Consider the following 22,438-nt stretch of genomic DNA (forward strand, 5'->3'; position numbering starts at 1 on the left):
AATAGTACGGTAGTTACAAGAAGATGCGGTGATGCAAACATGAACGCAGGATCAACGATTGTGGTTGACGCAGATGCTTGTCCCGTGAAACGGGAAATTGTCGAAGCGGCTCGAAAGTTCGACGTGCCGGTTCTTATGGTCGCCTCGCATGATCACCGTCTGCAGGCGGAGAGCGGTGTTTCGATTATGCAGGTTGACCGGAGCGATCAGTCGGTGGATCTGTATATTGTCAATCATATCAAGCGCGGCGATATTGTCGTGACGCAGGATTTTGGGTTGGCCACGATCGTGCTTGCCAAAGGAGCGATCGCGCTTTCGCCAAGAGGCCAGCAGTATGATGACCTTAATATCGATTACTTGATGGAACGCCGGCATGAACTGGCTAAGCAGCGCAGGAGCGGCGGCAGAACGAAAGGGCCCAAAGCCATGACAGGCGAGGACCGCATAAGGTTTCAGCATAATCTGACAAAAGTTTTGTTATCTCGGCAGGAGAATGCGGAACCGTAGCGAATAGTATTACTTGTCATTCAGGATGAAGGTGAAATAGTATGGCTTACGGGAAAATACCGGATTCCGTCATTGAAGCGGTGCTGAAGCATCACGACATTGTTGAAACGGTAGGAAAGTACGTTCACCTCTCGAAGCACGGGAAATACATGAAGGGGCTTTGCCCATTTCATTCAGAGAAGACGCCGTCTTTCACGGTTACGCCGGAGAAGGGCATCTTCTATTGTTACGGGTGCGGCAAAGGCGGCAATGCGATCAAGTTTATCGAGGAGATTGAAGAATATTCGTTTCCTGAGGCTGTGCGGCTTTTAGCCGAAGAAGCAGGTATTCCATATACCTGGTCGGGTGCTCAAGAGGGTGCCAGCGTCGAAGGGAATGCGGAACGAGATAAGCTTATTCAAGCGCATGAGCTTGCTGCCAAGTTGTATCATTACTTGCTCATGAATACGACATACGGCCAGCCAGCCTTACAGTACTTGCGATCCCGCGGCGTTACGGACAAGCAGATTGATCAGTTTGTTATCGGTTATGCGCCTCCGGAATGGGACACGCTTGCTCGCTTTCTGGAGAAGAGGGAGTTCAGCTCCGCGTTAATGGAGAAGGGCGGTCTTTTGATCGGGAAGCAGGATAAGAGCGGTTATATTGATCGGTTTCGGGACAGAGTGATGTTCCCAATCTGGAATCGTGACGGCAAAGTGATCGCGCTGGCCGGCAGGATGCTTGGCGAGGGACAGCCCAAATATTTGAACTCTCCGGAGACGATGCTGTTCAACAAAAGCCGTAATTTATATAACTTTCATCAAGCCAGACCGGCAATGCGCAAGAGCAGGCGCGTTGTTTTGTTTGAAGGTTATATGGACGTTATAAAAGCGTGGAGCGCCGGCGTCAGCAACGGAGTTGCCTCGATGGGCACGGCGTTGACCGACGATCATGCCTCGTTCCTGCAGCGTAATGTGGAAGAGGCGGTTATTTGCTACGACGGTGATAATGCCGGACAAGCCGCGGCGCTGAAGACGATTCCCATCCTTGAAAAAGCGGGGCTGCGCGTTCAAGTGGCCATACTGCCGAAAGGGATGGATCCGGATGAATACATCGAAGAGCACGGCGCCCAGGCGTTCATGCGCGAAACGATCGAGCATCCGGTGTCTGCCACAAAATTTAAATTACTATATGCTAAGAAAAACCATATACTCCTAGAAGAAGAAGGACAGAAGAATTACTTGCTCGAAGCCGTACGCATCATAGCCGTGCTGGATTCTCCTACAGAGCGGGAATTTTATTTAAAAGAGCTGTCCCGTGAGTTCGATATGTCCCTGGATTCATTGAAGCAGGACTGCTTTGCGCAGCGCCAGCAGCTTCAAAAAATGAAGCCGCAAAGGGATAATAACGACAATTCGTGGAATAATGGTAGGAATGAAAACCGTGAAAACCGTCGTACGTCCTCTGCACCGCCGATACTGCCTGCTTATCAGGTAGCTGAGCGCAAGCTGCTTGCGCAAATGCTGCTGGATGCGGACGTAGCGAATACGGTGCACCAGAAGCTCGGAGAGGCTTTTAATGTAGAGGATCACGCAGCGCTTGCTGCTTACCTATATGCTTATTACGCGCAAGGCCATGATCCGGATATAAGCCGGTTTATTGCATCACTCCAGGATGACCGTCTTGAACGAACAGCCGCTTCCATCATGATGATGGACGATGAAATTCCTTTTAACGAACACCTGCTCACAGAGTATGTGAATGAAATTGTGAAGGTGCCCAAGCTTCGAGAAATCGAGGAGAAGAAGGAAACGATGGTACGAGCGGAGCGTTCCGGCGACATGCTGAAAGCGGCACAAATTGCAAGTGAGATTATAGCCCTAGAGAGACAGCTTAAAGGTCGGTAGGATGATCGTTTCTAGGGAGGAGGGAGTCGGAATATGGCGAATGATCAACATACTGAATTGGATACAGAACAGAAGCTGGAGCTCGTTAAAGATCAACTGATTGAACATGGGAAGAAGAGATCCTCCTTAACGTACAAAGAGATCATGGAGAAGCTTTCACCTTTTGATCAGGATCCGGAACAAATCGATGAGTTTTTTGAGCAGCTTGACGATATCGGCATTGAAGTGGTTAATGAAAACGACGAAGATCTTCCGATTAGCAATAGGGATGATCAGGAACGTGAACGTGAACATGACGACTTCAATTTCGATGATGATCTGGCGCTGCCGCCCGGCATAAAAATAAACGATCCCGTTCGGATGTACTTGAAGGAAATCGGACGTGTGCCTCTTCTGTCAGCGGACGATGAGGTTGAACTGGCGAAACGGATTGAGCTTGGGGATGAAGAAGCGAAGCGCAGACTGGCGGAAGCCAACTTGCGGCTCGTTGTGAGTATCGCGAAGCGCTATGTCGGCCGCGGCATGCTGTTCTTGGATTTAATCCAAGAAGGCAACATGGGTCTGATCAAAGCCGTTGAGAAGTTTGACCATACAAAGGGCTATAAGTTCAGTACGTATGCCACTTGGTGGATTAGACAAGCGATCACGCGCGCGATTGCGGACCAAGCCCGGACAATTCGGATTCCGGTTCATATGGTGGAAACCATTAATAAGCTGGTACGGGTATCCCGTCAGCTGCTTCAGGAGCTAGGCCGCGAGCCGAGTCCGGAAGAAATTGCAGCCGAGATGGATCTTAGCACGGAGAAAGTTCGGGAGATCATGAAGATTGCTCAAGAACCGGTATCGTTGGAAACGCCGATTGGGGAAGAAGACGATTCGCACTTGGGTGATTTCATCGAGGATCAGGAGGCGCTCGCTCCGGCAGATGCTGCGGCGTACGAGCTCTTGAAGGAGCAGCTGGAGGACGTGCTGGATACACTCACCGAGCGTGAGGAGAACGTGCTTCGTCTTCGTTTCGGTCTTGATGACGGTCGTACCCGTACGCTCGAGGAAGTCGGCAAAGTATTCGGCGTAACGCGTGAGCGGATTCGTCAGATCGAAGCGAAAGCACTGCGCAAGCTGCGTCATCCTTCCCGCAGCAAACGATTGAAGGATTTTCTTGAATAAAGCCCAGGACCTTTCTGCTACATGCAGCAAGGTCTTTTTTCAAGGGTCGTCGTTTATCATTTGACTGGAGAGAGGGACAACAGGTCACATGGATCAGGAACGCCGTAAAACAATCGTAAGAGAGATTGAGCATTGGCAGCGAAGCAAGCTGCTGCCCGATCAATATTGTGACTTTTTGCTTAATCTGTATTTGGAGGAGGGCGAAGCCCGAGCTCCGTCTACGTTTACGGGTAAAGCGGCGGTCGTTGTGAAAGGCGCCTCCTTGAAACAATGGCTCCTTACATTTGGTATTTTTTCCGTGATTTGTTTTGTTGTTCTTTATTTTAACGTTTTTCATCCGCTATTGCAAATTGCCTTGTCACTGTCAGGTGTATACGCACTGCTGTTAGTAGGTCAAAAGTACCGATCTAAAAATGAATCCGTAGGCCTAGGTTTGATTGGAGCGGGTATGCTGCTTATGTTGGGTTCCGGTCTCTATATACTGCAGCTGCATGAGCTGCAATATTGGGGCTGGAAGGCAGGCTTACTGTCGGTATGTGCGTTGTTTTGGATCGCGTTCGGCATCGGAGCAAGAATTCCGCTGCTGCATCTTTGCGGCTGGATGGCTTCGTTCCTGGTTTACGCGTGGCTGCTGTCGAACAATACGGATTCACCGAAGTGGTTTCAAATCCAGTTATATTGGCTGCCGGTTTCGTTTGTTTTCGGATGGTGCAGCTGGTTTTTCCATCGATGGTCCCGGCAGATTGCTTCGATTCTGTTCGTGGCCGGCGCAATCGTATGGTTCATGCCCGAGCTTTACTCGGCTGTATTTGCCCAAGACCATCTTGGTCTGCAGCTCGAATTAATGGTTAAGATTATAGCGGGAGGCATATTGCTGTTCTCGCTCCGAAAACAATGGATTGCGTGGGTTGCTTGAAATGATAAAGTTATCAAAACGATTGCAAATAATTGCTGATTACGTAACGGCTGGCGCTCGTATGGCGGATATAGGCTCCGATCATGCGATGCTGCCCGTTTATCTACTACAAGCCGGCAAATGCCCATCGGCTATTGCCGGAGAACTGAATACCGGCCCGTTCCAAGCGGCGAAAAAACAGATCGCCGAGGCGGGATTGACGAAAGTCATAGCGGCTAGACAAGGAAACGGACTTGCCGTACTTACGCCCGGCGAAGCGGATACGGTCACGATTGCCGGCATGGGCGGCGCACTGATGGTTGAAATATTGGAAGCTGGCCGCAGCGCAGGGAAATTGGCAGGTGTTAGAGAGCTCGTGCTTCAGCCGAACGTTGGTGAAGAGTTGGTTCGCAAATGGCTTGTCCTGCATGGCTATGTCCTTCAAGCAGAAACAATTTTGGAAGAAGACGGCCGCATTTACGAAGTGCTTCATGCTTTATCCGCTTCGCATAGTCCGTCAAGTATCCGGAATGAAGACGTGTATGATCCTGCCTTCCTGCAGACAGCGATGGATACGGAGCGCAAGCGCGAATGGTTGTACCGTATGGGCCCTTACCTGCTTCGAGAGCGGGCCGAACTGCTCCACGATAAGTGGCAGCATGAGCATGGGAAGCTGCAGCGCATCTGCAGTCAGCTTGCACAGTCCGGACTTGCAGAGTCTCGGGACAAAGAAGTACAGCTGCGCGAAGAAATGAATGCCATTCAGGAGGTGCTGTCATGTTTGCGAACGGCCAAACCGTCGTCCAGCTTCTAGAGCAGCTGGCCCCTAAACATATTGCCATGGAGAACGACAAAATCGGCTTGCAGCTAGGGACGCTCCAGAAGGAAGTGACCCGCGTATTGGTTGCGCTGGATGTGACGCCTGAAGTTGTCGATGAAGCGATTGCCGCAGGAGCGGAGCTGATTGTCGCCCATCACGCTATTATTTACCGTCCGCTTGCGAAACTCGATACGTCGACGCCCGCAGGCAAATTGTACGAGAAGTTGATCAAGAACGATATTGCAGTTTATATCGCGCACACCAACCTCGACGTTGCTGACGGCGGCATTAACGATTGGATGGCGGATATGCTAGGCGTCCCTTCGGAAGGACGGTCCGCGCTTGAGGATGTTCATACGGATAAGATGTTCAAGCTGGTTGTGTTCGTCCCCAAGACGCATCATGAGGTGGTGCTGCAAGCGATTTGGAATGCGGGAGCTGGCGCAATTGGGGGCTACAGCCACTGCAGCTTCAACATCGAGGGCGTAGGGACATTCAAGCCGGGGGAGCAAGCGCAGCCGTTCATCGGAGAAGCAGGGCTTCTCGAGCGCGTCGAGGAAGTCAGAATCGAGACCATCGTGCCGGCCAGCGTACAGCGCAAAGTCGTGCAAGCGATGTTGAAGACGCATCCCTACGAAGAAGTCGCCTACGACTTGTACCCCGTCGAGCTTAAGGGACGCGTGTTCGGTCTTGGCCGCGTCGGCAAGCTTCCGGCGCCGATCAAGCTACAGGAGCTTGCGGAGCGGGCGAAAGCGGCGTTTGATGTGCCTGCGCTCCGACTTGTCGGCGACCCGGAGCGTGAAGTGCGTAAGGTGGCCGTACTGGGCGGATCGGGCTCCAGATATGTGCGACATGCCACCTTCGCCGGAGCGGACGTGCTTGTTACGGGCGACATCGATTATCATACGGCTCATGATGCTTTGGCTGCGGGAATTTCGATTATCGATCCGGGCCACAACATCGAGAAGTTAATGAAGCCGCGGCTGGCGGATTGGCTGCGAAACGAGCTCAAACAGCGCAAGTATGCGACGGAGACGATTGCCTCGCTAATCGATACGGAGCCGTTTAAATTCGTGTAGCTGCCTCTGGAAATGTTTCGACCTTGAGCTTTGCCGAAATTCTTAGTATACTATTTGTTACACGGGAAGTTTGACAGACAATCGCTGGCGGCCTTGTTGCCGCGAGAGGAAAGTCCGGGCTCCTTAGGGCGAAGATGCTGGATAACGTCCAGTCGGCGCGAGCCGAAGGATAGTGCCACAGAAATGGACCGCCGATGGCTGTGTTTACGCGCAGCACAGGCAAGGGTGGAACCGTGGTGTAAGAGACCACGAGGACCGTTGGTGACAACGGTGCTGGTAAACCCCATCTGGAGCAAGACCGAGAGAACGCAGCAGCCTTGCGCTGCACCCTTGCCCGGGGCGCGTTCGGGTTGGTCGCTTGAGCTGATTAGCAATGATCGGCCTAGATAGATGATTGTCGCTTTATAAGTGGGAGGGTAGTTCCCGTTTGACCACGAGAAGCACAGAACCCGGCTTACGGCAAACTTTCCAAATGCTCAAATAACCCGCAAGGCATCCTGCCTTGCGGGTTATTTCGTTATTATCACGTTTATTTGTTGTATCTACTCGCAATTTGAGCTAATCTGCGCTCAACCTGCTGCGAGAACTGCTGCAAAGATACTTTCGATTGGCTCGCTGCCAGAAGAGCGCGATCGATATCGATTTGCCCATAGCCGAAATACTTGTCCTTGCCCGTGGTGCCAAGATCTTTGGCCGATTTGCGCATGATGTCCATGACCTCGACATTGCTAAGATCCGGATTAATGGAGCGGATCAACGCAGCCAGCGCCGCTGCATGCGGGCTAGCCATGGATGTGCCTGACAAAGCGGCATATTGGCTGCCGGGATAGGTACTGGCAATCGTCATACCTGGAGCGGCTACGTCTACGTAATCCCCGTAGTTGGAGAACGGGGATCGGGTACCGTCTGCATTGGTGGAGGCGACCGCAAGCACTTCCGGATAAGCTGCAGGATAGCCTGGCCGCGACGTATTGTCATTGCCGCTGGCGGCGACAAGCACGACGTCGCGTTCATAAGCGTACTTGATAGCATCATGAAGGAATTGAGCTTGGGCATAGTTGCCAAGGCTCATATTAATGACCTTGATGCCGTGGTCCGCGGCCCAGATGACGCCTTCGGCTACGGAATAGGTCGATCCGGCTCCGCTCGCATCCAGCACTTTGATCGGAACGACTTTATTGTACCACGTCAGGCCGGCAACGCCCTCTCCGTTATTGACGGACGCCGCAATAATACCGGTGACATGCGTGCCATGGCCGACATCGTCGTTTGGAGGACTGTTGGCGTCTACGAGATTGGTACCTGGAGCAAGCTTGCCTTTCAGATCCGGATGATCTGCTTGCACGCCTGTATCCAGCACCCCGACCAGCACTTGCTCGCTGCCTTTAGAGACTCCCCAGCCTTTCTCGGTTTCAATGACAGGCAAATTCCACTGATACTGCGAGTAGAGGGCATCGTTCGGGATAAGATCGGCGCTAGCGCCGGTGTCATTGGTCATATACAGGTAATGGGGCTCCACGTAAGCCACACGCCAATTGGCCTTGAAGTAACGCATCATGTCGTCTGCTTCCATGGCGCGCGAGCGAAACACGTACGTATAGCCCAGCTTCTTCATCGACAATGCCTTAATATCCCGCTTGATACGAGCCAAGTCATCCGGGGTGGGGGATGTTCCGAATCGCACGACAACTTCGTTCATGTGGTAATGGCTGGCATTGCCGTTCTCTTCGCCGGTATCGACCGTAATGTCCTTCGTAGAATTCGGTTTCACCGATTCAATCTTATATTTTCCCTCCGCGGGGTACGGGACAAGACGCAGATTGCGCCTCTGATGGCCTTCGACGTGCATGACGATATCCTGGAGCAGAATGCCGCTAATGCCGTCACCGCGATGTTGAAGATCCGGCTCGCCGATAACCATATATCGGTGACCATTTACCTGAAGCGGCTTGGAGACATATGATTTTCCCAGCATGACATGCTTCTTGGCCTCCTGAAGCTGCTGGTCGATCTCGCGAGAAGACGGTTTATTTCCTTCGGTTATGCTGCTGCCCTTATGCCGCCACCAGACAAAAACCATCTGCTTATGCATCCCCATCATATGCTGCAAATGCGCTTTGTTCATCGTGACAGCCGCTTCATGCTTGATCAGCTTCTGAAAATTACGCGAGCATTCCGTCGTGCATAGTAACGCAGTGGCCTCCATATCCGATTTAACGGTAGCGAGCTTCATGAGGTGCTCTTTATGCGCAGTCATTGTCCGCATCTCGGTCTTCTTCTCCTGGACTGTACGGTCCGGGCCGCTGAACCAAGGGGTCAGCGGGATGAGAAAAGCCGCTGCGGCAAGCACAGCGAACCCTCCGATCCATTTACGTGGCGTCATTTGTCGTTTCCTCCCTGAGTGGCAAAGCTTGATTAAAGCATACGGGTCTAACCGGTGCTGCCTGCTCTTAGGGTAGCGAGCTTCAGATGAAAATATACGGCGGCTCGGACAATCGACAGTACCATCCGTTCGCATTTTGTGGTACGATTGTTGATGATTTAAGTATTGTTCGAGATGATGAAAGGGGAACTACCAATCATGCCTTCGACTAACGTAAAAGCGATTAGCGAATCAACGAGAGAAAAATTAAAACTAGCCATCAGCCAACTGGAATCGTTTCTGAATGAGAACGCATTGCCGCAGCTGTCGGCAGAAGACCAAGGAAACGATTCAGAGCTATTCTATAAAGGATTGCTGTCCGATCTTCGTCATATGCTCGTTTTTTCCGAGGTGGCTTATGAGAAGCTGGGTGTTGCGCTTCGACGTCCTAATTTTGATAACGATTTCGCGGAACGCGCGCTTTACGAAGTCTACCATCAATGTGTAAATGCATTTTTCTACCCCAAAAATGAATGCTACTCCGAAGACGGCCGTTATGCATATACGGGCCAGGACGCGATTCGCTTCCGCAGAAAACCAGTTCGTGCGGGCCGTGACATCGTTCTTTCTGTTTCCAAGGTCTACGAGGAGCTTCGTGACGACCTGTCGTACTACGAGAGCGACTACATGACGCAGCGCCGCATGCAAGGGCAAAAATAAGGCAGGCATAACTCACCCCCGGTGCGGGCAACTTGATACCGGGGGTGATTTTTATGCCGAATGGCGTAAGCTGCAGCGTTGCGAACTGTTCTTTCTGGAATGAAGGAAATCAGTGCGGCGCCGACAAAATCGAAGTCGATATCGACCGCCACGCACAAGTGAATTTCGGATCCGAATTTGCGCAGGAAGGGTTTGGAGATGAGCACCAAGATGCTGTTGCCAGAAGGGCGTCCACATGCTGCCATACCTTCAAAGCAAAGGAGTGAGCCGATATGGAACGCGATTCGCTTGAGCAGAACAAGCATAACCCGCATGATGATACGGCAACTAACCCGTTGTACCATCCAGACATGAGGGCTTATCATGAAGAGGTTGCCGCCGAGCTTTCGGTGCCGTCCTCATCGCTTCACGATTACCCGACCCGGCACAGCAATGAATTGACGAACGATGCCGTGCGGGAGACAAAATCGGCTGGCGTCGCGACTGGCTGGGCTGCTCTGATCCTTGCTGTGCTGTCTTGGGTTGTATGGCCGGTTCTCCTAGGGGCTACCGCTGTTGTTGTCGGTTTTGTTGCTTTCAGGCAGGGGGCGCGCGGTCTTGGCGTAACGTCAATAACACTTGGCTTTATTGCTGTCATTGCTTATTTGGTCCTTGTCCCTCTTTATTACGCAATTACCTAATTACCCGAAGCCGTCAGAGGTATTCCTCTGATGGCTTCTTCCATCACTTGGGACTAAATGCTCACTGGCGAAATGATGCCAAACCATGTAAAATAGTGTTAAAGATTGTCGAAACGCGATAAGATGGAGGTAAGACATGAGCATTGATCCGCGCATTATGAAATCGCTGCTTCAACTGCAATTAATGCCGAGTCTGGATCTTAACGGCAACGAGAATGTGCTTTCGTCGACAGTCGGACAAGACGGTTCATCGATGTTCGATACGGTGCTTCAGCAGTACATAGCTGGCGGCTCCGGAAATGATACCTCGTTGACAGAAGATACCACATCATCTGGTATCATGCCGCTTAGCGGATTAAGTTCACTTGCTCCGATGCTGGCGCAATTGAATCAAGAACCATCCCAAGCAGCTAACGGTTCCGATTATGAATCCATTATTAATGAAGCCGCTGCCAAATACGGCATTGATCCCACATTAATTAAAGCAGTCATACATACAGAATCCTCTTATAATCCGAATGCGGAATCCAAAGCAGGAGCGAAAGGGCTCATGCAGCTGATGGATGGAACTGCCCGCGGTCTCGGTGTGACGGATGCCTTTGATCCGCAGCAAAACATCGAAGGCGGGACCAAGTTCCTGGCTTACCTGCTGCGCAAGTATAGCGGCAATGAGCAGGCTGCGCTGGCTGCCTATAATGCAGGACCGGGACGCGTTGACCGCGCAGGAATCAAGACAGATATGGACTTTCAATCCTTAATGAACCTGCTGCCAAGCGAGACGCAGCATTACGTATCCAAAGTGCTAAACGCGAAGGACAGGTACACCGCTTAATTGAACATCAGTAAACGCGGCAGTTTGAGGAGATCGCGGGGAAGGCTGAACGGGCATAAGAATATGCCTGTTTCAGCTTTTCTTCGTTGATCTTTTTGTTTTAGAGATGAGATTATGAAGTTTAGGGGAAAGGGAGGTGAATGCGCGATGGATATGCATTATTTTGACCACTGCGCTTCAACGCCGCCGCATGAGGACGTCATTCGAACGATGGCTGAAATCATGGCGAAGCATTACGCGAATCCGTCTTCGCTCCATCGAAGCGGACAAGAAGCCAGAAATTTGCTGGAACGCGCCAGGGCGGTAGCTGCCTCGCAATTTCCGGGCACAGAGGCGGATGAATGGGTTTTTACCTCCGGGGGAACAGAGAGCAATAATATCGCTGTTGCCGGTACCGCGCGCAGCTTGGTGAAGCGGGGCAAGCATATCATTACGTCCGCTGTTGAGCATCCGTCTGTGTATGATGCATGCAAGCAATTAGAGCGGGAGGGCTGGCGGGTTACGTACTTGCCGGTGAATGCGAATGGGATCGTGTCGCCTGATGAACTGGAGGAGGCGTTGACGAAGGAAACCGTTCTTGTCAGCCTTATGCAAGTTAATAACGAGGTAGGCGCCATTCAACCGATTTCGGATATTGGAAAACGGATTAAAGCCAGAGGCAATATCCTCTTTCACGTCGACGGTGTGCAGAGCGTAGGAAAGCTGCCGATTGATCTCGTTGAAAGCAAGATCGATCTGTTCTCGGTCTCGGCGCATAAGGTAAATGGGCCGCGCGGAGCAGGCTTGCTATATATCCGGTCCGGCGTTCAGCTTGAGCCGATCTACCGGGGCGGAGGACAGGAGCACGATCTTCGGCCAGGTACGGAGAACGTACCGGCGATCGTAGCCGCAGCCAAAGCGGTTCGAATGGCTGTCGAGAGTCAGCCGGCTCGGACGTCACGAATGTACGCGCTTCGCAAGCGGCTGCTGGACTGCGTAGCGGGTATACCGGAGCTAGTCCTGAACGGCAGCGATGATACGGGAGAGTGGGGTTTGGCGGCGCCTAATATCGTGAATTTCTCCTATCCCGGGATGAAGCCGGAAGTCATCATCCATATGCTCGAGAAGCACGGGATTCTGGCATCCACCAAATCAGCCTGCTCTTCGAAGAGCGATGAGCCAAGCCGCGTGCTGCTGGCGATGGGCGCCTCCCATGAGCGGGCTTCAAGCGGCATCCGCATCAGCTTCGGGGATGAACATGGCGAAGCAGAGCTGGAATGGCTCAGCATGATGCTTCGGAAGGTTGTAGAGCAATTAAAGCCGCTGGAGCGAAAAGAAAGGTAATGATACGTATGAATCCAGATATGATATTAATTCGCTTTGGCGAATTTACGGTGAAAGGCAAAAACCGCGACCGGTTTGACAAGCGAATGGTCGAGCAGGTGAGAAAGGCGCTTTCTCCCTACGTGAAAGCCGTCATTACACGCGCGTACGGAAGAATATACATCAGCTTGAATGGTGAGCCTTATGCCGATATTGCTGCTAAGCTGAAAGACATCTTCGGCATTGCGTCGTTCAGTCCAATCCGCAAAGTAAGCAATGAGCTGGGAGTTATTCAAGCCGCGGCGCTTGACGTGATGCGCTCGCTTCCGAAACAGCCGGATACCTTCAAGGTATCTGTTCGCCGAGTGGAGAAGAGCTTTCCCCACGATTCTCAGGAAATGAATCATTTGGTCGGCGGCTATGTCCTGCGCGAGCTGCCAGGGCTCAAAGTCAACGTGCGCGAGCCGGAGATAGAGCTTCGGGTCGAAATTCAGCCTGAGGGCACGTACGTGTTCAGCGATGTTGTCCAAGCTGCCGGAGGCTTCCCTTACGGAACGAACGGCAAGGCGATGCTGATGCTGTCAGGCGGCATTGACAGCCCCGTGGCCGGCTATCTGGCGATGCGCCAAGGCTTGGAACTGGAAGCCGTGCATTTCCATAGCTACCCGTTCACAAGCGAGCAGGCCAAGGAGAAGGTCATCGAACTCGTTCGGAGATTATCCCATTATACCGGGACTTCCATTAAGCTTCACCTCGTTTCCTTTACCGATATTCAGACCGCCATCGCCCAAGGCGAGCATCAATCCTTAATCATTACACTCATGCGCCGTTCGATGCTGCGCATTGCAGAGCGGATTGCGGGCAGCAGGAATGGACTGGGCATTGTGACCGGGGACAGCCTGGGGCAGGTCGCAAGCCAAACGCTTAGCAGCATGAACGTGATCGGCCGTACGGTTCAGCTGCCGCTTCTGAGGCCGCTCATAACAATGGAGAAGAACGAAATCATTCGAATTGCCCGCGCCATCGGCACGTTCGAGACGTCAATTCTGCCGTACGAGGATTGCTGTACGTTGTTCGTGCCGAGAAACCCCACTACCAATCCGAACCTCGAGATTGTGGAGAAAGCGGAGTCGGCCATAACCGATTTGGATGTCATGATCGATAAAGCCGTTGCTGAGGCGGAGACCATCAGCCTATCCCCGCATGTACCGAGCGCGGTTGAGACGGCGGGGCAGGATGATTGGTTCTGATTAAGCAAAAAAAAGCAGGGAACCCGTTAATGGGTTTCCCTGCTTTTTTCGATTGCCGCTGACTTGCTGCGAGCCGTATTGCGCCACAGACCGCCGACGACGATAAGAATAACGACCAGAATCATGAAGGACCATTCGAATGCCGGATTGTCCTTAAAGACGGCTTCGAGCTTCATCTCATGCGTAATCATCTTGGCTGCTGTGTAAGCAAGAACCGCTGAGCCGACATAGACGATCCAGGGAATGCGATTGATGAGCTTGATGAACAGCGTGCTTCCCCAAACGACGATCGGAATACTGATAAGAAGACCTAGAATGACGAGCAGGATGCTTCCGTGGGAAGCGCCGGCCACCGCAATGACATTGTCGAGCCCCATGGCTGCATCTGCGATGATGATCGTGCGTACCGATTGCCAGAGCGTATTGCCTGCTTTGATATTGTCGTGCCCGCTCTCGTCGACGAGCAGCTTATACGCGATCCAGAGAAGTAGGATGCCGCCTGCCAGCAGCAGCCAAGGCAGGTTGAGCAGATAAACCACAAGCACCGTGGCCGCGGCTCGAATGCCGACTGCGCCGACCGTTCCCCAAATAATGGCCTTACTTTGCTGTTCCTTAGGCAATTTTCGCGCTGCGAGCCCGATTACGATCGCATTATCGCCGGCTAGAATCAGATCGATAAATACGATGGTTACGAGTGCGGTTAGAAAATCCAATGAGAAGAATTCCATCGTTCTTGTCCACCCTTTCATGCAAACCTTGAAGTTTCTCGTATATACGGATGACTTCGAAGAAAGATTCAAAATTTCATAAACATAACCTGTCCACTTGGTACATACCGTTTCATAGATGAGTGCTTTCTAAGGGGGCGTACCAGTGGACAGCTTGATTGTGTTTATACAAATTATGTTTATCAATGTGCTGCTTAGCGGAGACAATGCCGTCGTCATCGCGCTTGCAAGTCAACAGCTTCCGCCGTCGCAGCGGCGCAAAGCGATGCTTTGGGGGGCGGTGGCTGCCGTCGGTCTACGCTGTCTGCTGACGCTTGCAGCGATCACGCTGCTTCAAATTCCTTTTCTTCAGGCTGCCGGAAGTGTTTTATTATTCGTCATTGCGGTCAAACTTATTATAGATGCTTCGGATCATGCGCAGGCGTTTCACGAAATGCGCAAAGTCAGCTCGCTTGCCGGGGCGGTCAGAACGATTATTATCGCGGATTTCGTGATGAGCCTAGACAACGTGTTGGCGGTAGCAGCAGTGGCGAAGGGCGAACCGGTCCTTATTATACTCGGCATTGTGCTGAGTATTCCGATGATTATTTGGGGAAGCCATTTGCTGAGCACGCTGCTCCGCAAATTCCCGTCTTTGGTTTATTTCGGAGGCGGTTTGCTTGGTTATGCGTCCGGTGAAATGCTGGTCCACGACCCTGGTGTGCATCCTTGGCTGCTGGACCAAGCAGACGTATTCGTGAAGGCGATCCCTGTCCTTTTTATCCCGCTGGTCATTATTGTGGCATTGCTGCGAATAAAAAGATGAGATAAACTAGATTTTTAAGGAATTTGCAGTACTTTCACTGGTTTTTTGCCTCCGGTTCCATTACACTAGTAAATGTTAAAAAAGTGTCGAGAGAAAGGAACCTGGGCATGTCGAAAAATCAATACACCGTCGGTTTGCTGTTTCTTATTGCCGGCGCTGTGATTTTGTTTGGGAAACTGGGGCTGTTTGCGTTTATCGGCACAAACTTCTGGCCGCTTTTCCTGTTGATACCCGGCATATTGCTGCACGTGCTGTTTTTCGGACGACTGCTTCCTCCGTACGCTTTGATTCCGGGGGCTGTTCTGACGATTGCTGCCTTTATTTTTTTCATCTGCATGGCATCTGGTTGGGGTTCAATGCAGTACCTATGGCCATTTTTTATTTTGAGCGCCGCGGCCGGATTGTATGAATATCATTTATTTGATGCCTACCGTCCTAAATTTCCGCTAACGCTTGCCATTGTGCTTGCACTTGCTTCCGTATCGTTTTTTGTCATCATGCTGGTTTGGGGTTGGGGGCTGTACATTATTGCCGCGGGGTTCATCGCAGTCGGCGCTTGGCTGGTTGTGGGACGTAAGGCCCGTTGGTAAGGATGCAATTGTTTTACTCGGTTGTTGGTGCTACAAAATCAACAAACTAATAAATAAAAGTGGAGTGGATACTTACAATGCAAGCCAGAGAGAACATCAGAAATATTGCCATCATCGCTCACGTTGACCATGGTAAAACAACGCTCGTCGACAAACTGCTTCAACAATCCGGTACTTTCCGCGATAACGAAACCGTTCAAGACCGCGCAATGGATTCCAACGATCTGGAGCGGGAACGCGGCATCACGATTTTGGCCAAGAACACGGCTGTTAACTACAAGGATTACTTGATCAATATCGTAGATACACCTGGACACGCCGACTTCGGCGGCGAAGTAGAACGGATTATGAAAATGGTTGACGGCGTTCTGCTAGTCGTTGACGCTTTCGAAGGCTGCATGCCGCAAACGAAATTCGTATTGCGTAAAGCGCTGGAAAGCCAATTGACGCCAATCGTCGTCTTGAATAAAATTGACCGTCCGAATGCAAGCCCAGAGCAAGTCGTAGATGAGGTGCTTGATCTGTTCATCGAGCTTGGCGCAAGCGACGAGCAGCTGGAATTCCCCGTCGTGTACGCTTCTGCCCTTATGGGTACGGCAAGCATGAACGTAGAGAAGCAGGACGAGAACATGCAGGCGCTGTACGAAACAATCATCGATCGTATTCCTAGTCCGACCGAGAGCGTAGAAGAGCCGCTTCAATTCCTCGTTACGCTGCTTGATTATAACGAATATTTGGGCCGTATCGCAGTTGGCCGCGTCAACCGCGGTAAAATCCGTCAAGGCCAGTCCATTGCGGTTATCAACCGTGAAGGTGTGACGAAGCAAGCTCGGATTGAAAAACTGTTCGGCTTCCAAGGTCTGAAGCGGATCGAGGTTGAAGAAGCAGGCGCCGGCGATATCGTCGCTATCGCGGGTATTCGCGAAATCAACATCGGCGAGACGATTGCCGATCCTGCTAACCCGGAAGCACTTCCGGTTCTGAAAATCGACGAGCCGACGCTGCAAATGACGTTCCTCGTGAACAACAGCCCGTTTGCGGGCCGCGAAGGCAAATGGGTAACATCCCGTAAGCTGCGCGAGCGTCTGTTCAAAGAGCTTGAAACCGACGTTGCACTGCGCGTGGACGAAACCGACAGCCCAGACGCTTTCATCGTATCCGGCCGCGGTGAGCTTCACCTTGGTATACTGATCGAGAATATGCGCCGCGAAGGCTTCGAGCTTCAAGTGTCCAAACCGGAAGTTATTATCAAGGATATCGACGGCGTGAGAAGCGAGCCGTACGAGCGTCTTCTGATCGACGTACCGGAAGAAAACATGGGCGCTGTCATGGAGAGCCTAGGAACACGTAAGGCCGAGATGGTTAACATGGTCAATAACGGCACCGGCCAAGTCCGTATCGAGTTCATCATCCCGGCTCGCGGCCTGATCGGCTACCGTACGAACTTCCTGACACTGACGCGCGGCTACGGCATCATGAACCATGCGTTCGATAGCTACGGCCCGCTTGCAGGCGCTGCAGTTGGGGGTCGTCACCAAGGCGTGCTCGTCTCGAGCGAGAACGGCGTATCGACGTTCTACGGCATGAATGGCGTAGAAGACCGCGGCCTCCTCTTCCTGGAGCCGGGTACGGACGTTTACGAAGGCATGATCGTGGGCGAGCATAACCGCGACAACGACATCATCGTCAACATTTGCAAAGAAAAGGCGCTGACGAACATTCGCTCCGCCGGTAAAGACGATACGGTCCGCTTGAAAACGCCGATACTGTTCTCGCTGGAAGCAGCGCTTGAATATCTGAACGACGACGAATATTGCGAAGTAACGCCGAAATCCATTCGTCTTCGTAAGAAGCTCTTGAATAAGAGCGAGCGCGAACGCGCAGAGAAACAACGCAAAACCGCACAAGCCGGCGTTTAATCGGCTCGCGATTTAATTGAACAGGCAATAGCCGCTAACGCGGCTGACGAAGGCAGGGCAACAGATACCCCCAATAAGGGGATTCCGTTGCCCTGCCATTTGCGTGAAGGAATGACGGAGTTGAATCTGTGACGGATCGGGAGGTTGAGAGGATGCAAAACTGGTTTCATGCTCATCCGATATTGACGTATCTGCTAATTTTGGCGTTGACGATGTATATTTTCAATGCGGTATTCCGCGTGCAGCGATTGCCCATACTGAAAGAGGTGCTCGTACATCTCGTCATGGCCGTCGGCGCTTTTGTTCTGTTCGTCTTGCAGTATGACAAGCTGCCTATCGTTCAATGCATGTCGGTCGCTGTCATCATGATGCTGATGCTGCGCGGCAGACAGCTGTACGATAAGCTGAAAGCCAAACGCGGCAGCAGCAGCTCGGATGCGGGGGGCGCATAAGATGCGTCTTCAGGATGCCTTGTTTAATTGGCTGCAGATTCAGCTTGTTGCGGAGGCTCGGCCAGAGGATCAAGCCGCAGCGGATACGCGGGATTTCTTTCTTGAGATCTTGACGGATGATCATGGCGTAGCGAATCTGCGTATACATAAGGCGGACGAGACGATGATTCATTTGAAATACGAGATAGACGGACATGCGAAGCTGCAGATGTTTCCCAAGGAAGCCGGGGAGCAGCTCTTGTTCGATATCAACCAGAATCCGAAATACAACTGACGAAGGTGGTCAAGATGACGAGAAAGGCGACTCACGCCGTACGTTCGAAGAAGAAGAAGAACTACTGGCCGCGCCGCATCATGGTTTTATTTCTGCTCGTGCTGGTTGGCATTGCGTGCTACCTCGGTTATTTGGTATATGAGTCGAAGAATGCGCTTAACGACATTACGACAGATGCCGATCCTACCGTCGTGGTTGCCCCAGAGCAATCCGTGAAAGTCAAGCCGGTCGCTATTATGCTGATGGGTATCGACACGCGGAAGCAAACGGGGACATTGAACACGGACGTCATGATGGTTGCCGTGTTTAATCCCAAGACCAAATCAGCCGTCGTTGTCTCCATCCCGCGGGATTCCCAAATCGAACTGCGCGGCTATAACAACCGCACCAAGGCCAATGCCTTTTACGCACGCTTTCAAGCAGCCGAACGAAGAGAAGGATTGAGCAAGTCAGAGGCCGAGAAAGCCGCGAAGATAGACATGCGGGTCATGTTCAGCAAGTATTTTGGCATTCCCATCGATTACACAGCAACGATCAACTTCCAAGGCTTCGTCGATGTTGTTGACGCCCTTGGCGGAGTGAACGTGGATGTCGATATGGACATGCATTATGTAGATAATGCCGATGGCACGAACATCGACCTGAAGAAGGGCCCCCAGAAGCTGATGGGCGACGATGCACTTGATTTCGTCCGTTACCGGAAATCCAACGACGGCAAGAACATGTCGAGCGACTTCGATCGTAATCAGCGGGAAAGCCAAGTGCTCGGCGAAATCGCAGATAAGATGAAGTCGTTCTCCAGCGTAACCAAAATTGCCGGCGTGATTAAGGCAGTGGGCAATAACATGCGCCTTGATATTCCAACAAGTGAAGTGGAAAACATGATAAAGACGTACTTCGGTATCAGCCGAAGCGACATCACATTCATGCCGCTGGAAGGTGTTTGGAAGAGTCCGTTCGTCCATCTAGACGATGCCAAGCTGGAAGCAGCCAAGCAAGCGCTTAGGGCTAAACTGGAGGAATGACGGTGGAAGAGCAAACGTCACTATGCTATAATGAATGCATCGGAGCATTCATGACACTGTAAGCAAGGAGGGCATGTGGATGACCGAACCCGTCACCGTACTCAATGACGATTTGTTTGGCGCACTGAACCAAGAACCGTTCGTTCTTCTGCATACGATTGATGCGGACAGCGGATCCCCGACTTCGAGTGTAATCTCGTGGATTTATGCGGTCAACCGTACCACGCTGCGATTTGCAATCGACGGCCGTTCACGCTTGTCAGTGAATATGACTTCGAAAGCCGATGTCAGCATTACACTTTTTGGGCCGGGAACCGTTCAAACGATCTACGGCACGGCACGGCTTGTCACCAAAGTATTGGATGATGTACCCATCAAGCTCGTCTGCTTTGATATTCGCATTTCTGAAATTCGCGATGCGATGTTCTACGGATCACGCTTGTCTGCTAAGCCGGCTTATGAGAAAACGTATGACTTGAGAGCAGCAGATAAACTGGATAAGCAGGTGTTTGCTGCCATGGAAAAAGCCTAGTGAGGAATCACTAGGCTTTTTGTGTACGTAAACGATGATTCGTTTCAGTGGTGAGCATGAGCAGCGGCTAAAGCTTAGGATTGACCATTTTCTCCTGCGGTTTATTCTGGCTTGGTTCCTTGACGGGCTGCACGTCACGGGGAATCTGAGGCACGATTCGGCCGATGATGTCTGCCATTTCCTCGCCGAAGCCGGCAATAGGGCGGCCGCGCCGGATATCCGTTCCAAGCTCCTTGAGCCGGCTCGAGATATCGATGTCTGCCGTGACAATGGCATCAATGCCGTAGGGATCCTTGTGGAAAGCTTCGGCAACCGCGTATTTGACGGTGCCGACACGGGAACGGTCCAAGTTTCCGGCTACATCAATGCCGACGACCGCCGTATTTTTGAACACGACGCAGTGAGCGCCTTTCACGCCCGGAACTCGCCGAGCCAAATCCTCCAAATGCGCGGCAACTTGTTTCGGACTGCTGATCAATTTCTTCTGCGGGGCGCTCTGCTGTGCACGAACCCGATTGTCATTCTGCGGAGAGGGTGATGTCTCATTGCGGGCAACAGTGTTGCAACCTGCTGTCAGCAAGCAAAGGATCATAGCGGGCACCAGCCACTTTCTCATAATCGCCACCTGACCTTTCTAGAGTCTGCATTCCTAGTTCAAGCATAGTTTGCCTTAAAGCAGGTTTCGCTATGTACGCCTTTGAACGAAATTCCAACGCCAGGAGGGCTCACGATGAAAAAAATATTCGTGCTCGACACCAATGTACTGCTACATGACCCGCAAGCGATCTTCGCTTTTGACGACAACGAGATCTTAATTCCCGCGGTGGTGTTGGAAGAAATCGACTCTAAAAAAAGGCTGGCCGACGAGCTTGGGCGAAACGCCAGGCATGTGTCGCGATTGCTGGACCATATGCGCGAAATCGGTCATTTGCACGAGGGCATTGAACTTGAAAACGGGGGCGTTCTCAAGGTTGAATTGAATCACCGCAGTTTCGTTCGGGTACAAGAGATGTTCGGCGAGATGTCGAACGACAACCGAATTCTCGCGGTTGCCCTGAACTACCATTTGGAGGAGCAGGAGAAGCCGGAGCCGCGGCCAGTCATCATCGTGAGCAAAGACGTGCTGGTTCGGATCAAAGCAGACGTGCTGGGCATCGATGCGCAGGATTATTTGTCTGATCAAGTGGTGGCGCCTTCTGAGGTGTACGCAGGTTATTTAACGCTGAAGGTGCATCCAGCCGTCATTGACGAGTTCTACACCTATCGCTTCCTAACGATCAAGAATTTGCAGCTAAGCACGAGGCTGCAGCCGAATGAATTCGTGATATTAAGAGATGAGATGGGGACGTCCAAATCAGCACTGCTGAAGGTCAGCCAAGATGGAGCGCGGTTAGAACCGCTTTACTTAAGCAATGATCCTGTGTGGGGCATAACCGCACGCAATGCACAGCAGCGCATGGCACTGGAACTGCTGCTCAATGACGATATCCCGCTCGTTACGCTGACAGGCAAGGCAGGTACGGGCAAGACGCTGCTTGCGCTGGCTGCAGGCTTGATGAAGGTCGAGGATGAACATAAATACAAGAAATTGCTCATCGCAAGACCCGTCGTGCCAATGGGCAAGGATATCGGGTATTTACCGGGCGAGAAGGAAGAGAAGCTGCGTCCATGGATGCAGCCGATTTATGATAATTTGGAGTTTCTGTTCGATACGAAGAAGTCAGGCGACATCGACAAAATACTGATGGGGCTTGGCAGCATTCAAGTCGAGGCGCTCACGTATATTCGGGGACGTTCCATTCCGGGGCAGTTCATTATTATCGACGAGGCGCAGAACTTGACCCGCCACGAGGTGAAAACCATCGTATCCCGCGTCGGGGAAGGCAGCAAAATTGTGTTGATGGGCGATCCTGAGCAAATCGACCATCCGTATCTGGATTCCATCAGCAACGGCCTCACGCATATCGTGGAGCGGTTTAAGCAGGAGGGCGTCAGCGGCCATATGACCTTGGAAAAGGGCGAGCGTTCCAAGCTAGCGCAGCTAGCGGCAGATCTGCTTTAATTCATTGCCTGCTAAGAAGATATCGAACGTACAGCGATAAGCACGGGCGATGCCCGCAATCAGCTCCAATTGATGACGGTCGACGGCAAGCAGCCTGCGGCCGTCTTCTTGCGTCAACCATGCGACAGCGTGCTCTTCGGCCTGCTCAAGCGCGGACTCAAGCTCGGAGCTTCCCTCCGCAGCGGCAGAATAGGCTCCAACGACAGCTACCGCAGCCAGATCCAGGTTGAGAAATCGGTTATCCGATCGCGTTATGAGTCCGTAGTCTATGAAGCTACGATCATTCAGCGTCCACTCTGGAGGCAGGAGCAGCCATGCTCCACGTTCGCAATGCACATTGTAGTCCGCAGCGAATGCTTCAATGGCCTCGCATTCCTCTGGACTTTGCACGAATAGGAGGGTCTGCTGATGATCCAGCAGTACAGTCATAGTGGAAATTCCTTCAACAATTTGAGCATAGCTGGCTGGAAGCTTATCTTCCGGCAAGTGCAGCTCCGTACTGTAGACGATATTCATGCCCAAGTTCCTCCTCGGTTTGAAATGTTTACTTG

General features: G+C 51.9%; 24 protein-coding genes and 1 other RNA gene. 21 read left to right on the top strand and 4 right to left on the bottom strand.

Translation table 11 applies throughout. From position 1 onward, the window contains the following. Positions 1–39: 39 nt before the first annotated feature. The 7 genes from KXU80_RS00145 (at position 40) to rnpB (ending at position 6,826) form a co-directional block, all read left to right on the top strand. A complete protein-coding gene (locus KXU80_RS00145) occupies positions 40–507 on the top strand; it encodes a YaiI/YqxD family protein (protein ID WP_219836314.1) in 468 nt (155 codons plus the stop codon). Between the two features lie 41 nt (positions 508–548). Continuing rightward, positions 549–2,393, top strand: coding sequence for a DNA primase (gene dnaG, locus KXU80_RS00150; protein WP_219836315.1), 1,845 nt, complete (start codon positions 549–551; stop codon positions 2,391–2,393). A 33-nt stretch (positions 2,394–2,426) separates the two neighbouring features. Next, positions 2,427–3,560, top strand: coding sequence for an RNA polymerase sigma factor RpoD (gene rpoD, locus KXU80_RS00155; RefSeq protein WP_219836316.1), 1,134 nt, complete (start codon positions 2,427–2,429; stop codon positions 3,558–3,560). Positions 3,561–3,648: 88 nt separating this feature from the next. Beyond that, the gene (locus KXU80_RS00160; protein ID WP_219836317.1) at positions 3,649–4,476 is read left to right on the top strand and encodes a hypothetical protein; all 828 of its coding nucleotides are present in this window, start codon (positions 3,649–3,651) and stop codon (positions 4,474–4,476) included. A 1-nt stretch (position 4,477) separates the two neighbouring features. After that, positions 4,478–5,269, top strand: a complete 792-nt coding sequence (locus KXU80_RS00165) for a tRNA (adenine(22)-N(1))-methyltransferase (protein ID WP_219836318.1) — start codon at positions 4,478–4,480, stop codon at positions 5,267–5,269. Then, positions 5,233–6,354 carry a Nif3-like dinuclear metal center hexameric protein gene (locus KXU80_RS00170; protein ID WP_219836319.1) on the top strand — a complete coding sequence of 374 codons (1,122 nt, stop codon included), beginning with the start codon at positions 5,233–5,235 and terminating at the stop codon, positions 6,352–6,354. The genes KXU80_RS00165 and KXU80_RS00170 overlap by 37 nt, the downstream gene beginning before the upstream one ends. Positions 6,355–6,419: 65 nt before the next feature. Continuing rightward, positions 6,420–6,826, top strand: an RNA gene (gene rnpB, locus KXU80_RS00175) — RNase P RNA component class A. Between the two features lie 57 nt (positions 6,827–6,883). Here rnpB and KXU80_RS00180 read toward each other — a convergent pair. Then, positions 6,884–8,737 carry a S8 family peptidase gene (locus KXU80_RS00180; RefSeq protein ID WP_219836320.1) on the bottom strand — a complete coding sequence of 618 codons (1,854 nt, stop codon included), beginning with the start codon at positions 8,735–8,737 and terminating at the stop codon, positions 6,884–6,886. Between the two features lie 198 nt (positions 8,738–8,935). On the opposite strand from KXU80_RS00180, the gene KXU80_RS00185 reads away from it, so the two are divergent. The 6 genes from KXU80_RS00185 to thiI all read left to right on the top strand — a co-directional run bounded on the left by KXU80_RS00185 (position 8,936) and on the right by thiI (position 13,500). Then, a complete protein-coding gene (locus tag KXU80_RS00185) occupies positions 8,936–9,436 on the top strand; it encodes a YpuI family protein (protein WP_219836321.1) in 501 nt (166 codons plus the stop codon). A 53-nt stretch (positions 9,437–9,489) separates the two neighbouring features. After that, a complete protein-coding gene (locus tag KXU80_RS00190; protein ID WP_219836322.1) occupies positions 9,490–9,702 on the top strand; it encodes a DUF1540 domain-containing protein in 213 nt (70 codons plus the stop codon). Positions 9,703–9,708: 6 nt separating this feature from the next. Next, positions 9,709–10,116: a DUF4190 domain-containing protein gene (locus KXU80_RS00195; RefSeq protein ID WP_219836323.1), complete on the top strand. Its 408-nt coding sequence runs from the start codon at positions 9,709–9,711 to the stop codon at positions 10,114–10,116. A 136-nt stretch (positions 10,117–10,252) separates the two neighbouring features. Continuing rightward, on the top strand, positions 10,253–10,948 hold the full coding sequence (locus KXU80_RS28255) for a lytic transglycosylase domain-containing protein (RefSeq protein ID WP_219836324.1): 696 nt from the start codon (positions 10,253–10,255) through the stop codon (positions 10,946–10,948). A gap of 147 nt (positions 10,949–11,095) precedes the next feature. Continuing rightward, positions 11,096–12,271 carry a cysteine desulfurase family protein gene (locus KXU80_RS00205; RefSeq protein ID WP_308858142.1) on the top strand — a complete coding sequence of 392 codons (1,176 nt, stop codon included), beginning with the start codon at positions 11,096–11,098 and terminating at the stop codon, positions 12,269–12,271. Positions 12,272–12,279: 8 nt separating this feature from the next. Next, positions 12,280–13,500, top strand: a complete 1,221-nt coding sequence (gene thiI / locus KXU80_RS00210) for a tRNA uracil 4-sulfurtransferase ThiI (protein ID WP_219836325.1) — start codon at positions 12,280–12,282, stop codon at positions 13,498–13,500. 26 nt (positions 13,501–13,526) lie between these two features. Here the strand turns inward: thiI and KXU80_RS00215 are convergent, their stop codons facing one another. Next, entirely contained in the window at positions 13,527–14,228 is a 702-nt protein-coding gene (locus tag KXU80_RS00215; RefSeq protein ID WP_219836326.1) for a TerC family protein, read from the bottom strand. A gap of 145 nt (positions 14,229–14,373) precedes the next feature. Between KXU80_RS00215 and KXU80_RS00220 the strand changes: the two genes are divergently transcribed. The 7 genes from KXU80_RS00220 (at position 14,374) to KXU80_RS00250 (ending at position 19,825) form a co-directional block, all read left to right on the top strand. Next, positions 14,374–15,033 (top strand): TerC family protein, encoded by a 660-nt coding sequence (locus KXU80_RS00220; RefSeq protein ID WP_219836327.1) that lies wholly within the window; start codon positions 14,374–14,376, stop codon positions 15,031–15,033. 107 nt (positions 15,034–15,140) lie between these two features. Further along, a complete protein-coding gene (locus KXU80_RS00225; RefSeq protein WP_219836328.1) occupies positions 15,141–15,623 on the top strand; it encodes a hypothetical protein in 483 nt (160 codons plus the stop codon). Positions 15,624–15,700: 77 nt separating this feature from the next. Then, complete coding sequence (gene typA / locus KXU80_RS00230; protein WP_219836329.1) at positions 15,701–17,542, top strand: translational GTPase TypA; 1,842 nt, start codon at positions 15,701–15,703, stop codon at positions 17,540–17,542. A 152-nt stretch (positions 17,543–17,694) separates the two neighbouring features. After that, positions 17,695–17,994 (top strand): YlaH-like family protein, encoded by a 300-nt coding sequence (locus KXU80_RS00235; RefSeq protein WP_219836330.1) that lies wholly within the window; start codon positions 17,695–17,697, stop codon positions 17,992–17,994. Position 17,995: 1 nt separating this feature from the next. Beyond that, entirely contained in the window at positions 17,996–18,268 is a 273-nt protein-coding gene (locus tag KXU80_RS00240) for a hypothetical protein (RefSeq protein ID WP_219836331.1), read from the top strand. Between the two features lie 14 nt (positions 18,269–18,282). Beyond that, complete coding sequence (locus tag KXU80_RS00245) at positions 18,283–19,293, top strand: LCP family protein (protein ID WP_258171186.1); 1,011 nt, start codon at positions 18,283–18,285, stop codon at positions 19,291–19,293. A 79-nt stretch (positions 19,294–19,372) separates the two neighbouring features. After that, positions 19,373–19,825: a PNPOx family protein gene (locus KXU80_RS00250; protein WP_219836332.1), complete on the top strand. Its 453-nt coding sequence runs from the start codon at positions 19,373–19,375 to the stop codon at positions 19,823–19,825. A 67-nt stretch (positions 19,826–19,892) separates the two neighbouring features. On the opposite strand, the gene KXU80_RS00255 is transcribed toward KXU80_RS00250, so the two are convergent. Further along, positions 19,893–20,441, bottom strand: a complete 549-nt coding sequence (locus tag KXU80_RS00255) for a YhcN/YlaJ family sporulation lipoprotein (RefSeq protein ID WP_219836333.1) — start codon at positions 20,439–20,441, stop codon at positions 19,893–19,895. A gap of 114 nt (positions 20,442–20,555) precedes the next feature. On the opposite strand from KXU80_RS00255, the gene KXU80_RS00260 reads away from it, so the two are divergent. Further along, on the top strand, positions 20,556–21,887 hold the full coding sequence (locus KXU80_RS00260; protein WP_219836334.1) for a PhoH family protein: 1,332 nt from the start codon (positions 20,556–20,558) through the stop codon (positions 21,885–21,887). On the opposite strand, the gene KXU80_RS00265 is transcribed toward KXU80_RS00260, so the two are convergent. Beyond that, positions 21,867–22,403, bottom strand: a complete 537-nt coding sequence (locus KXU80_RS00265; protein WP_219836335.1) for a hypothetical protein — start codon at positions 22,401–22,403, stop codon at positions 21,867–21,869. The two genes, KXU80_RS00260 and KXU80_RS00265, sit on opposite strands and share 21 nt — an antisense overlap. Between the last annotated feature and the right edge of the window lie 35 nt (positions 22,404–22,438).

This window comes from Paenibacillus sp. R14(2021), from assembly GCF_019431355.1.
Classification (GTDB): Bacteria; Bacillota; Bacilli; order Paenibacillales; family Paenibacillaceae; genus Paenibacillus_Z.

Coding starts and splice junctions, on each gene's coding strand:
- KXU80_RS00145 (WP_219836314.1), top strand. CDS start 40: ATGAACGCAGGATCAACGATTGTGGTTGACGCAGATGCTTGTCCCGTG.
- dnaG (WP_219836315.1), top strand. CDS start 549: ATGGCTTACGGGAAAATACCGGATTCCGTCATTGAAGCGGTGCTGAAG.
- rpoD (WP_219836316.1), top strand. CDS start 2,427: ATGGCGAATGATCAACATACTGAATTGGATACAGAACAGAAGCTGGAG.
- KXU80_RS00160 (WP_219836317.1), top strand. CDS start 3,649: ATGGATCAGGAACGCCGTAAAACAATCGTAAGAGAGATTGAGCATTGG.
- KXU80_RS00165 (WP_219836318.1), top strand. CDS start 4,478: ATGATAAAGTTATCAAAACGATTGCAAATAATTGCTGATTACGTAACG.
- KXU80_RS00170 (WP_219836319.1), top strand. CDS start 5,233: ATGTTTGCGAACGGCCAAACCGTCGTCCAGCTTCTAGAGCAGCTGGCC.
- KXU80_RS00180 (WP_219836320.1), bottom strand. CDS start 8,737: ATGACGCCACGTAAATGGATCGGAGGGTTCGCTGTGCTTGCCGCAGCG.
- KXU80_RS00185 (WP_219836321.1), top strand. CDS start 8,936: ATGCCTTCGACTAACGTAAAAGCGATTAGCGAATCAACGAGAGAAAAA.
- KXU80_RS00190 (WP_219836322.1), top strand. CDS start 9,490: ATGCCGAATGGCGTAAGCTGCAGCGTTGCGAACTGTTCTTTCTGGAAT.
- KXU80_RS00195 (WP_219836323.1), top strand. CDS start 9,709: ATGGAACGCGATTCGCTTGAGCAGAACAAGCATAACCCGCATGATGAT.
- KXU80_RS28255 (WP_219836324.1), top strand. CDS start 10,253: ATGAGCATTGATCCGCGCATTATGAAATCGCTGCTTCAACTGCAATTA.
- KXU80_RS00205 (WP_308858142.1), top strand. CDS start 11,096: ATGGATATGCATTATTTTGACCACTGCGCTTCAACGCCGCCGCATGAG.
- thiI (WP_219836325.1), top strand. CDS start 12,280: ATGAATCCAGATATGATATTAATTCGCTTTGGCGAATTTACGGTGAAA.
- KXU80_RS00215 (WP_219836326.1), bottom strand. CDS start 14,228: ATGGAATTCTTCTCATTGGATTTTCTAACCGCACTCGTAACCATCGTA.
- KXU80_RS00225 (WP_219836328.1), top strand. CDS start 15,141: ATGTCGAAAAATCAATACACCGTCGGTTTGCTGTTTCTTATTGCCGGC.
- typA (WP_219836329.1), top strand. CDS start 15,701: ATGCAAGCCAGAGAGAACATCAGAAATATTGCCATCATCGCTCACGTT.
- KXU80_RS00235 (WP_219836330.1), top strand. CDS start 17,695: ATGCAAAACTGGTTTCATGCTCATCCGATATTGACGTATCTGCTAATT.
- KXU80_RS00240 (WP_219836331.1), top strand. CDS start 17,996: ATGCGTCTTCAGGATGCCTTGTTTAATTGGCTGCAGATTCAGCTTGTT.
- KXU80_RS00245 (WP_258171186.1), top strand. CDS start 18,283: ATGACGAGAAAGGCGACTCACGCCGTACGTTCGAAGAAGAAGAAGAAC.
- KXU80_RS00250 (WP_219836332.1), top strand. CDS start 19,373: ATGACCGAACCCGTCACCGTACTCAATGACGATTTGTTTGGCGCACTG.
- KXU80_RS00255 (WP_219836333.1), bottom strand. CDS start 20,441: ATGAGAAAGTGGCTGGTGCCCGCTATGATCCTTTGCTTGCTGACAGCA.
- KXU80_RS00260 (WP_219836334.1), top strand. CDS start 20,556: ATGAAAAAAATATTCGTGCTCGACACCAATGTACTGCTACATGACCCG.
- KXU80_RS00265 (WP_219836335.1), bottom strand. CDS start 22,403: ATGAATATCGTCTACAGTACGGAGCTGCACTTGCCGGAAGATAAGCTT.